At 62.3% G+C, this 11,002-nt stretch carries 8 protein-coding genes; 2 read left to right on the forward strand and 6 right to left on the reverse strand.

Features of this window, described 5'->3' with window-relative positions:
• Window positions 1-55 precede the first annotated feature (55 nt).
• Entirely contained in the window at window positions 56-916 is an 861-nt protein-coding gene (locus tag QUG01_RS18930) for an AraC family transcriptional regulator (RefSeq protein ID WP_500831443.1), read from the forward strand.
• Between the two features lie 109 nt (window positions 917-1,025).
• A complete protein-coding gene (locus QUG01_RS18935) occupies window positions 1,026-2,666 on the forward strand; it encodes an acyl-CoA dehydrogenase family protein (protein WP_500831444.1) in 1,641 nt (546 codons plus the stop codon).
• 733 nt (window positions 2,667-3,399) lie between these two features.
• On the opposite strand, the gene QUG01_RS18940 is transcribed toward QUG01_RS18935, so the two are convergent.
• From QUG01_RS18940 to QUG01_RS18965, 6 genes are all read right to left on the reverse strand, one after another.
• The gene (locus QUG01_RS18940) at window positions 3,400-4,767 is read right to left on the reverse strand and encodes an efflux transporter outer membrane subunit (RefSeq protein ID WP_500831445.1); all 1,368 of its coding nucleotides are present in this window, start codon (window positions 4,765-4,767) and stop codon (window positions 3,400-3,402) included.
• Between the two features lie 10 nt (window positions 4,768-4,777).
• The gene (locus QUG01_RS18945) at window positions 4,778-5,929 is read right to left on the reverse strand and encodes an HlyD family secretion protein (protein ID WP_500831446.1); all 1,152 of its coding nucleotides are present in this window, start codon (window positions 5,927-5,929) and stop codon (window positions 4,778-4,780) included.
• On the reverse strand, window positions 5,922-6,431 hold the full coding sequence (locus tag QUG01_RS18950) for a DUF3302 domain-containing protein (RefSeq protein WP_500831447.1): 510 nt from the start codon (window positions 6,429-6,431) through the stop codon (window positions 5,922-5,924). The genes QUG01_RS18945 and QUG01_RS18950 overlap by 8 nt, the downstream gene beginning before the upstream one ends.
• 87 nt (window positions 6,432-6,518) lie before the next feature.
• Window positions 6,519-7,448: a LysR substrate-binding domain-containing protein gene (locus tag QUG01_RS18955; RefSeq protein ID WP_500831448.1), complete on the reverse strand. Its 930-nt coding sequence runs from the start codon at window positions 7,446-7,448 to the stop codon at window positions 6,519-6,521.
• A 101-nt stretch (window positions 7,449-7,549) separates the two neighbouring features.
• Window positions 7,550-8,725, reverse strand: coding sequence for an OmpP1/FadL family transporter (locus QUG01_RS18960; protein WP_500831449.1), 1,176 nt, complete (start codon window positions 8,723-8,725; stop codon window positions 7,550-7,552).
• A 72-nt stretch (window positions 8,726-8,797) separates the two neighbouring features.
• Entirely contained in the window at window positions 8,798-10,765 is a 1,968-nt protein-coding gene (locus QUG01_RS18965) for an alkyl/aryl-sulfatase (protein WP_500831450.1), read from the reverse strand.
• Window positions 10,766-11,002: the final 237 nt, after the last annotated feature.

The raw sequence follows: 11,002 nt of genomic DNA on the forward strand, positions 1-11,002 counted from the left end.
CAGGTCAAGAAGACCGCCGCGCGCTGCGGCATAGTGGCGGCCATGGAGGACGGACATGGACAAGACGGACCGCTACGCGCGGCGCTTCGGCAGAGTGTTGAACTACATCGAGAGACACCTCGACCAGCCGCTCAGCGTGGAACAGTTGAGCCGGGTGGCCCATTTCTCGCCCTTCCATTTTCACCGCCAGTTCTCGGCGTATCTGGGCGTGAGCGTGGCGCGCTATATCTCCTTGCAACGCTTGCGCCGGGCATCGTACTGGCTGGCGTTTCAGCCGCAGCGCGCCATCACGGCCATCGCCCTGGACTGCGGTTTCGACAATCCGGAGTCATTTTCGCGCGCCTTCAGGCAGGCGCTGGGGCAATCGCCCAGCGAATTCCGCCGCCGTCCCGATTGGGTCGGCTGGCATGCGCGGATGACGCCCCCCGTCAGTGAGAGGATGGAAGAAATGGAAGTCAAAATCGTTACCGTCGCGCCTATCATGGTCGCCGCCCTGGAGCATCTGGGGCCGCCGGAGCGGGTCAACGACAGCGCGCTGCGCTTCATCGAGTGGCGCAAGGCGAGCGGCCTGTCGCCGATTGCCAACAGCCAGACTTACGGCATCGCTTACGACAATCCGGAAACCGTCGAACCGGAGCGATTCCGTTTTGACATTTGCGGCAGCGTGGCTGCGCCGGTGCCGGTCAACCCGCAGGGTGTGCTCACCAAGCAGATTCCCGGCGGCCGCTGCGCGGTGGTGCGCCACCAGGGATCGCACCATCAGTTGGGCGAAAGCGTGTGGTATCTGTACCGGTCGTGGCTGCCGGCCAGCGGCGAGACGCCGCGCGATTTTCCTGTGTATTTCCATTATCTGAACCTGGCCAGCGACACGCCTGAGCATCTGCTGTTGACCGACGTCTACCTGCCGCTGCGCTGATGCGCTTTGGGCCGGCTGTGCCGCTCAGCCGGATCCACTATGCTGAAACCATCAGGCAACACGTTCATTTGGGCGCCGCCGCCGGCGGCGCTTTCCTTTGGAGCGGCGCATGAGTTGGCAGACCCATCAGGTAAGCAATCAATACGACGAGTTACGCGACTACAACCTTTTTGTCACCGACAACGCCCTGCGCGAGGTGCTGGCGCGCACCGGCGGCGGCTGGGCTGAGCCGTGGCTGGTGGGGTATGGCGACCAGTTGGGCCGGGCGGAGACGTTTGAGCAGGCGGAACTGGCCAACCATTTTCCGCCGCAGCTCGCCGCGTTCGACAGCCGCGGACGGCGCATAGACCGGGTCGACTTTCACCCGGCCTGGCATGAGCTGCTGGCGTTGTATCGCAGCCAGGGGCTGGTGTCCCTGCCATTCGATAGCGAGCGCAACGGCCGCTGGGCGGCCTTCCTGGCGGGCTTTTATCTGCATGGCCAAGTCGAGGCCGGATCGTTGTGCCCGGCCACCATGACTGAGGCCGCCATACCGCTGCTGCAGCGGGAGCCGGTGTTGTGGTCTCAGCTCGGCAGCAAGCTGTTCAGCTATGGCCATGACAGCCGCGACGTACCGCTGGAGGAAAAGGCTTCCGCCTGGATAGGCATGGGCATGACCGAAAAGCAGGGTGGTTCCGATGTGCGCGCCAATGCCACCCAGGCCTCGCCGGTCGGGCTGGGCGGGCGCGGCGGCGAATATCTGCTGCGCGGGCACAAGTGGTTTTTTTCCGCGCCGATGAGCGACGCCCATCTGGTGGTGGCCAAGACGCCGGACGGCGCGCCGTCCTGCTTCTACGTGCCGCGCTGGCGGCCGGACGGCAGCCGCAACGCGGTGGCGGTGCAGCGGCTGAAAGACAAGGTGGGCAACCGCAGCAATTCCAGCAGCGAAGTCGAGTTCCAGGACGCCTGGGGCGTGCTGATTGGCGAGGCCGGCCGCGGCATCCCCACCATTATCGAGATGGCCACTTACACCCGGCTCAATTGCGTCATCGGCAGCGCCGCCTTGATGCGGCAGGGCGTGGTGCAGGCGCTTGCCTATGCTCGCCAGAGAATGGCTTTCGGCAGGCGGCTGGCGGAGCAGCCCTTGATGCGCGCGGTGCTGACGGAACTGGCGCTGGAAAGCGAGGCGGCCTTGTGGCTGGCGGCGCGGCTGGCCCAGGCCTTCGAGCGCGATGAGGCGGCGTGGAAGCGCATCGTCTTGCCGGCCGCCAAGTTCTGGGTATGCAAGCGGGCGGTCGAGGTTTGCGGCGAGGCGATGGAAGTGTTCGGCGGCAACGGCTATGTCGATGCCGGGCCGATGGCGCGGCTGTACCGCGAAGCGCCGGTCAACTCGATTTGGGAAGGTTCCGGCAATGTGATGTGCCTGGACATGATGAAATCCATCCATCGCGAGCCGGAAGCGTGGCAGCGGCTGCTCAGCGAGTTGCGCATGCTGGCGGGGGACGATGCGGACTTGCGCACGGCGCTGGCCGATTTGCGCGATTTGTCGGCCTGGCCGGCGGAAGAGCTGGAAATCCAGGGCCGGCGCTTGGCCCAGTCGCTGGTTCTGACGGTTCAAGGCTGCCTGCTGCGCGCCTATGCGCCGCAGCAGGTGGCCGACGGCTTCATCGTCAGCCGCATCGCCGATGCCTGCTGGGGGCCGGTGCTGGGGGCGCTGGACGCCAGACGGATGGATGTGGCCGCCTTGCTGCGTCGGGCGTTTCCGGAGTGAAGCGCACAGCGCTTTGGCGTCGCTCCGTTTCCCGCGGCAGGCGTAGGAGTTAGGGGCTGTTGACGTTTGCTGAGCGGTCGCGCCGGGATCCATTTTGCGCCGAATCGAGGCGTTTCGCGCGCCGCATAGTCATTCTCTGCCAGCGCGAAACAACGAAGAGTCGGCGCGAAAGGCGCCCGGCCCTGCGGGTTTGGCCGCTTTTGGCCGGATGCGGCGTTGCGCAGCCCTGGCATAGAATGCTATGCGGCGGACTGCGCGCCTTGCATCCGGCCAAAATCGGCGCAAACGCGATCCACGCAGCAAACGTCAACAGCCCCTAGGACGCAGCGACACGGCGGAGCAAGAATGCGAAGCATCGCTTTGCGGCAGGTCGGAGTTTGCGGCAGCGGCAGGAACCGGCATCGGATGGCTGCGCCGGTGAGTTGGGCTGGCGGTTCGTCGCGGCCGCCTGCCTTGGCCGGCACCTGCATGTCTTGGCCGGGACAGGCAGGCCGCGCCCCGAGCATGGCAGGCGCCGCATCGTACTCGTGCCAGCCGTTGCGGGCATTGTGTCGCTCGGGTTTCCCCTGCTGGGTGGTTGAGGCGTTTAACGGCGCGGCATGACTGGATGGGAGGCGGGCTACGCGACCGAGCCCGTCGCCCGCCCAGTCCAGATGGCGGGGCAAAGGCCAGGCATCGATGCCCGGCATCGCGCTCAGACACTCCCCTTGCCAGCCAAATGTCCGCAGGAGACTCAGATTAGGAATTGTCCCCCTAACGCCAGGTGCAGCGATACGCGGTTGTCCAAGCGGGTGCTCTGCAAGCGAAGCAGGCTGGCTTGGACCGCCGCAAGGCTCAGCTTCTGCTGCAACAACTGGTAATTGTCTATCCTGCCGACCTGTTTTTGCAGCGACGCGTACTGTACCGAGCGCGCCAGCGAGTCGGCTTGAGTTTGCAGCGCGCGCTCGCGTTCCTTCAGCATCCGTTCGCCAGTCAAACTGTTTTCCACTTCGGCCAGCGCGTTCAGCGCCGCCCGGTTGTAGGCGGCCAGCGCCTCGCGTTGCTTTCCGTTCTGCGCCTCTACCTGGGCCGCCAGCTGTCCCCCGGTGAATATCGGAGCCAGCAACTGGCCGGTAACCGCCCAAAGCGGGTTGTCTATGCCAGACTTGAGCAGAACCGCCGAGTCCTCTATGTAAGCCACTCCACCCGTCAGCTTGAGCGAAGGCAGCCGCGCGCGCTTGGCTGCCTCCACGCCATAGAACGCTGCGGCAAAACGCTGTTCTGAAGCCAAGACGTCCGGACGGCGGCTCAGCATTTCAGATGGGATGCCGGCAGGGAGGGCGTCCGACGCAACAGGCAAGGGGCCGAGCGTGGCCAGCTCTCCTGACGGATACCGGCCCAGCAGCACCTCCAGCGCGCGGCGAGCCTGATATTGCGCTTGTTCGTGGGTCAGCAACTGCTGACGTTGCGCCTCCATTGCGGCCAAATGCAACGCCACATCCTGACGCGTGTTGCGCCCCACTTTCTGGCCTACCTCGATCAAAGCCAGCTGCTGCTGCGACATGTCCAGCATTTGGCGGGCGATTTCCAGCTGCTGCGCATTTTCCTTGAGCGCGATCCAGCCGCGGACCATATTGGCCGCAAGTGATTGCCGGGCATAGAGCAGATCCTGCGCCGATGCCTGGAAGCGGGAATGGGCCGCGTTTTGCTCTGCGGACAGCCGTCCCCAAAGATCCGCCTCCCATGTGGTGACCAACCCGATGCCGGAAGTGCTCATGCTGGAGGTCGGCAGGGTGGAGTTGCCGACTTGCCCGCCAAGCGCCACGGTCGGCAGCCTGGCCCCCGCAGCCGCTTTGAGCGCGGCCTGCGCCTGCTCGGTTCTGGCCGCAGCCTGCCTCAAATCCGCGTTGTAGCGGATGGCTTCTTCTATCAGCGCGCTCAGCTTGGCGTCGATGGCAAAACCGAGCACGGCGGCGTCGAACTCCCCGGATGCCGGCGAGCTCCAGCGCGAGGGCAGCTGCGCGTGTTCTAGCGTCAATGATTGACGCTCCGGAGGAGAGACGGCGCACCCCATCAGCGCCAGGCCGACCAGGCCGGGCAGTAGCATTGTTGCCTTGGGCATCCCGATCTCCTCAGTGCAGCTTCAGCACAAGATAGTTGAACAGGGATTGCGCGCGGATCATCACCATGCGCAGCAGGTGCAGCGGCGCGAGTTTTTCGGTGTAGACGGCCGCTCCGCCCCTGGCGCCCATGGGGATGACCGCTGGTTCTTCCCCTTCTTGCTGAATGGGCGTCAGTTTGACTGCGTACTTCTGCGCCAGAGGTGCGGGCGCCATTTCTACCGGCGCATTGGGCACCTGGCCCGATTGCAGCAGCTGGCCCTGGCCATTGGCCCAGACGATGCTGTCCACCTTGGCCTTCACCAGTTGGCCTGGGAGCGGCTGGAAGGCTATTTCAGCCTTGTCGCCGGGCTGGACGTAGCGCAGTTCGTTCTGCGCGAAGAACGCCAGAATGCGTTGCTCGCGTTCCACAAAGCTCAAGGCAGGCTTGAACGGCATGGGAACCAGATAGTTGCCGGGACGCACGGAGACGTTGATCGGGTAGCCGTCAGCGGGGGCCCGGATCACAGTGGAGCGCAAGTCGTAGCGGGCCGAATCCAATTGGGCTTTGATCTGCGCCACGCTGGCCAAGTCGGGACCGACGGTGGCATCCAGCCGGATTTGCGCTTTTGCTTCGCCGCTTTTCGCCGAGGCCAGCGCGGACTCGGCCTTCTTCGTTTCGGCTTGAAAGTTCTCCACATCGTATTCATTGCCTGCGCCCGCCTTGGCCAGCGTTTTGGCCTCCTGCAGACGCTTGCTCATCAGGTCCAGATGCGCCTGAGCCGCCAAGGTGCTGCTTTTCGCGCTATCCAGATCCTGTTTCAGGGTTTTGGCAGAGGCGACGGTATCCGCCAGCTTCGCTTCCAGCTCCCTGACACGCAAGCGGTAGGGCGTATCGTCGATCTCCAGCAGCACGTCGCCTTTTTTAACCAGCGTATTGCCCTCCACCGCCACCCGCGTAACCGTGCCGGCGACGCGCGGGACGATTTCCGAAACGTAGTTGATGACGCGCACGTCGTTGGAGGAGGGGGTGACTACATTGATCGTGAAAATAATGGTGGCAGCAAGCGCCAGCGCGCCGGTGGCGGCGCCGACCTGGGTTTTGATGTTCCATGGAAACCACTTGAGCTTGATGAATACCAGCCAAACCAGCGCGCAGTATCCGCCGATGATCATTTCAAGCATGATCGCCTCCTTCGGCGCGATTGGCCCCGCCTGCGATTTTCTCCTGCGACGCCATAATCAGAGCGCGCTTTTTCGACAACTGCTGCAGCTTTTCCTGCAGCAGCACGATCTCATCGTCGACAATCGCCAAGTCCAGCGGTTGTCCGCCATGGGCTCCATCAGGCTTGAGGAAAAAGTCGTCATGCTTGTCCGTGCCGTAAGCCGCTTTGTAGGAGGTGGGTTTGGTGAACGCCCACAGCCAGGCGAGCGGCCACAGCAAGCCGCCGAAAGCGAGCGACAACAGGCACAGTACCTGGATGGCGCGCTTTTGCGGGTGGTGGTGTTTTTCCGCGAAGACTTCAGGCAGTACGTGTACCTTCCAGAACAGATACAGGGCGGCAAGCGGTACGGCCACCACGACAACCCATACCATCACGTCGGCTATTTTTTCCTCCATCCCGGGGGGCATGGCCCAGACGGGCTGGGACATCAGCGCGCAGCTGCCCGCTGCGAGCAGGAACATATATCTGCCAGGGACTCTCATCGGTCTCTCCATAATCAAAAAGTGTTCGGATCCGTCAGTTTGCATTCCGGCCAAAGCGCCACGCGGTCAGCGCATCACCATCGCCGGAGGGATATCCAGAAAAATATTTCGCAACTGTCCCGTCAGCCACTGAATGCCCTGATCATTTCCCTGGCTGCTGTGGATGCTGAGATAAATGGGCACGCGCCGCAGAGGGAAGGGCAGCGGCAGAATGCGCAGCGCCAGGGTGTCTTCCCATAGTCTGGCCAGGCGGGCGGTGGTGACGCACAACAGCTCGCTTCGCGCCGCCGCCGCCATCACATGCAGCAGGGAGTCGCTGCGGTAGCGCACATTGCGCGTGGGCAGCGGCGCATCGCATAGTTGATACAGGTACAGACTGCCGCAGCGCCCTTCGGTCAGCGTGGCGTGATTCTCGATGAAGAACTGATCGAGGCTCAGGCCACCGCCAATTCTCGGGTGGCTGCGCGAGCAGGCAGCGACCAGTTCTTCCTCTCCCACGCATTGCTGTTGGATCGAAGGGTGGTTGATGGGCAGGGAGCCCAGATAAATGTCAGCCTGACGCTCGGACAACATCTCGATCGGTTTGTGGAAATTATCTTCTTCCGCCCGGAAGGTGATGCGCAAACCAGGCGCCTCCCGGCTCCACGCGGAGCAGTGGGTCAGAAAAATCTGATCGAAGTAACTTTGTCCGGCCAAAACGAACTGGCGCTTGCTGCGAGCCGGGTCGAAATCATCGTCCATGCCCAAGGCGTTGGCGATGCGGTACAGCTCCTCGCATACGGACGCGTGCAGCTGGTGCGCATAAAGAGTGGGCGCAATGCCCCGGCCCTTCCTGACAAACAACGGCTTGCCCAGCGAGTCGCGCAGGCGCGACAGCGCGAGGCTAACGGAGGCTGGGGTCAGCTCCAGCTTTTCCGCCGCCTTGGCGACGCTGCCTTGCTGCATCACGGCGTCGAAAACAGTCAGCAGGTTCAGGTCATGGGCTCGCGTTGCCATCGATCTACCTTATAAGGCTTCAATGTCCTCCTGTTTCAGGTGGGCATTGACAGGGGAAAGCGGTTTGGCCACCGGCTTGACAAGGGCACGAGCGGATTAGGTCATAGCCTCTGCACGTACTGCAGGCTCATGAAATATAGCTGAGGGTGACGATAGCTTCCTTTGTACAACGGGTTCGAAACTCGCGCATTGTCCGATGTCAGGTACTCCAGCGACAGGCCGATGCTGGACGTGGCTGTTGCTTGGTACTGTCCGCCCAGTCCGAAACGCCAGGACTTGCCCGACGGCATGGTCAGCGCAGTATTGTTTTGGTCGCGATAGAAGCTGCTGTCGAAAGCCAAGCCGGCATTCACGCGCAGCTTGGGTTTCCATTGATATTGCGCGCCCAGCGAAGCATGCCAGCTATTGCGCAGGCGCCCCTCGCCAGAAGCCGATGCCGAAGCGATGTCCAGCTCGCTGTCGCCAAAGCGGCTCCAGTTCTGCCAACCCGCGCTGCCGAGAATGGCCAGTTGCGGCGCGAGCTGCCGGAAGCCGCTCACCATCAATTGACGCGGCGCATTGACCTGCGCGCTTATCGGTAACGGAAAGTTGGCTACTGCCGCGTCGGCCTGATAACGGAAGCGGGTCTCGCTTGAATAGTTCAAGCCGACGCGCGTGCGCTCGTCCGGTTTGTAGAGCACCCCGAACTTGCCGCTCAATGCCCAGTCGTGGTCTGTCTGACGGACTGTGCCCAGCCAAGCGTCGCGCTCGAAGGAAAATATGCCGTAATTAATCCCTATCCCGCCGCCGATCGACCACCGCTCATTGAGCTTATAGGCGGCGCTGGGCTGCAGCGTGACGCCTAACAAGGTACTTTCCCGGATCAGGCTGCGCGCGGCCCAATCGCCGAAATCGAGACCCAAGCCGAAGTTGCCGTAGATGCCGAAGCCCAGAGTCAGTTGTTCATCCATTTGCCGGCTATAGAAAATGCTGCCGCCGGGATACCAGCCCAGCGCATTGCCGGGGCTGCCTCCCGCGCGCGGCCTGTCTTTGTCCAGCGCATAGGCGATATCGCCGTAGAGCGCTTGTCCATTGACGCTGAGCTGGTTGCCGCTCAATTCGGTCATGCCTGCCGGATTGCTCGCGATGGTGCTGGGGTCCTGGGCGCGGGCCGCCGCGCCGGCATTGGCCAGCCCGACGTCTTCGGAGCCCAGCTCGTACAGGTACAAACCCGCGGCCGCGCATTTGCAAGCAGGCAGCGCGCCTCCCAAGAAGGCGAGAAATAGCAGTCGTTTCATCTTGAAGTCTGCGTAATGCTTTGAGGAACAGATGCGCCGCCCGCTTGACGGACGGCGCTGGCGAGCCGGGTTTTACGGCGTCACGATGGGGAACCAGAACTGGAATGTATCCATCATGGCCATCAGTTGCGGCAGGGCCTGCTGTTCGCCTGTGATGCGGATCTTGCGTTGGGCAATAGCCTCTTCCAGCGTGATTTCCCGAAGCAGAATCGCATTCAGCGTCGTTTTGCTCAGCGTGATGTCGGCGTCCGCCTTGCTGTTCAGCTTCCGGCTGTGATTGAGCACGCTGTTTTCCAGGCTCAGCCCGCGGTGGACGCCGATGTCGGGGAAGTGAACGTTCAACGATAGCGTCCGGCCTTCGGCCTTTTGCGGCAGCAGGCGCACCGCCAGATAGTCGAACAGCATGTCCGGCGTCATCTCGCGTATGGTGTCCGGCGAGCTGGACTTGGTCGCCGACCCGGTAGGCAGGCCTTTGCGCAATTCGCTGGCGCCCTGCAGATAGATGGAGCGCCAAGGGCCGGATTCCGCCTGATAGCCCAGCTGCTCGTAGGCGTCGGCCAACAGTTCCTTGGCCGGCTGGTTTTTCGGATTGGCGAACACGACATGCTTCAGCACCTCAGCCACCCAGCGGTAATCGCCTTTCTGATAGGACTCGGCGGCTTTTTTCAGCACCGTGTCCTCGCCGCCCATGAATTGAACGTATTTGGGCGCGACCATTTCCGGCGGCTCGTTGTTCAGGCTGGAGGGGTTGCCGTCGTACCAGCCCATATAGCGCTGATAAACCGCGCGGCTGTTATGGCGCAGCGTGCCGTAGTAACCGCGGTTGGGCCAGTAGTGGCTCAAGGATGGCGGCAGCTGGATGGTTTCCGAAATTTCCTCGCCCGTCATTCCCTGGTTCAGCATCCGCACCGATTGGTCGTGAATGTATTTGTACAAATCGCGCTGCTTTTTCAGACCGTCCACGATATTGGCGTTGCCCCAGCTCGGCCAGTGGTGGCTCTGGAAACGGACCTGCACTTGGTCTCCCCAGGTCTCGATGGTGGTGTTCAGCCCATCCGACCATTTGATCGGGTCGCGCACTTCCGCCCCGCGCAAGGTCAGCAGATTGTGCATGGTGTTGGTGACATTTTCCGCCATCCACAAGGCCTTGAACTGGGGAAACCAAGTATTCATCTCTGCCGGCGCCTCGGTTCCCGGCGTGAGCTGGAATACCATTTTCACGCCGTCGATCTCCATTTCTTCGATGCTTTGCTTGATTTCATGCGTCGGCAGCAACAGGCTCACCTGTCCGGACGAGATGGTCTGGCCCAGGCCTGCGTTGATGCTGCCGCGTTCGCCGCGCTCCAGCATCGCGCCGTACATGTAGACGGCGCGACGGCTCATCGCATTGCCGGCGATGACGTTTTCCTTGATCGCGTGCTCCGAAAAATGTTCGGGGGCGATGATAGGCACCTTGCCGGACAGCACGTCAGCTTCGCTCACCATGCCGCGCACCCCGCCGTAGTGGTCGGCGTGCGGGTGGCTGTACACCACGGCGACGACGGGGCGCTCGCCCAGCGTCTTGTTGATGAAGTCCAGGGCGGCTTTGCCGGTTTCCTGCGATAGCAGCGTGTCGAATACGATCCAGCCGGTTTTGCCTTCGATGAACGTCGCGTTGGAGAGGTCAAAGCCGCGTATCTGGTAGATATGGTCCGCGACCTTGTACAGGCCGTACTCCATGTTCAACTGGGCATTGCGCCACAGGCTCGGGTTGACGGTGTCCGGCGCGGACTTGTTGCTGGAAATGAAGCGCTTATAGCTCTCCATGTCCCACACCACATTGCCCTTGCCGTCTTTGATTTGCATGAAATCCGGGCGGGCGATGAATCCCCGGCTGGCGTCGACAAAGTCGCGGGTATCGTCAAACGGCAGCTCGGCCAGAACTTTCCGGTTGGCCTCCCGGGTGAATTCGGTTGCCGGCTTGGGCATCACATCAGCCATGGCGGCGCCTACCAGATTCACCGATATCAGCGCCAGGCACAGTTTTTTCATCTTATTCATCGCATCGCTTTCCAAGTAAGTTTAGAAATACGATGCTAACGACGCGCGCGCGATGGATCGATGCGCGTCGCCATATTCAATTCTTTAAGAAAATTTAATATTCATCGCATTCGCCATGCCTGGGGCATGGCGGTTCCCCTAGGGGCTGTTGACGTTTGGGGAGCGGTCGCGCCGGGATGCATTTTGCGCCGAATCGAGGCGTTTCGCGCGCCGCATAGTCATTCTCTGCCAGCGCGG

The organism is Chromobacterium sp. CCUG 76385, assembly GCF_059916625.1.

Coding starts and splice junctions, on each gene's coding strand:
- QUG01_RS18940 (WP_500831445.1), bottom strand. CDS start 4,767: ATGCCCAAGGCAACAATGCTACTGCCCGGCCTGGTCGGCCTGGCGCTG.
- QUG01_RS18945 (WP_500831446.1), bottom strand. CDS start 5,929: ATGCTTGAAATGATCATCGGCGGATACTGCGCGCTGGTTTGGCTGGTA.
- QUG01_RS18935 (WP_500831444.1), top strand. CDS start 1,026: ATGAGTTGGCAGACCCATCAGGTAAGCAATCAATACGACGAGTTACGC.
- QUG01_RS18955 (WP_500831448.1), bottom strand. CDS start 7,448: ATGGCAACGCGAGCCCATGACCTGAACCTGCTGACTGTTTTCGACGCC.
- QUG01_RS18950 (WP_500831447.1), bottom strand. CDS start 6,431: ATGTTCCTGCTCGCAGCGGGCAGCTGCGCGCTGATGTCCCAGCCCGTC.
- QUG01_RS18930 (WP_500831443.1), top strand. CDS start 56: ATGGACAAGACGGACCGCTACGCGCGGCGCTTCGGCAGAGTGTTGAAC.
- QUG01_RS18965 (WP_500831450.1), bottom strand. CDS start 10,765: ATGAATAAGATGAAAAAACTGTGCCTGGCGCTGATATCGGTGAATCTG.
- QUG01_RS18960 (WP_500831449.1), bottom strand. CDS start 8,725: ATGAAACGACTGCTATTTCTCGCCTTCTTGGGAGGCGCGCTGCCTGCT.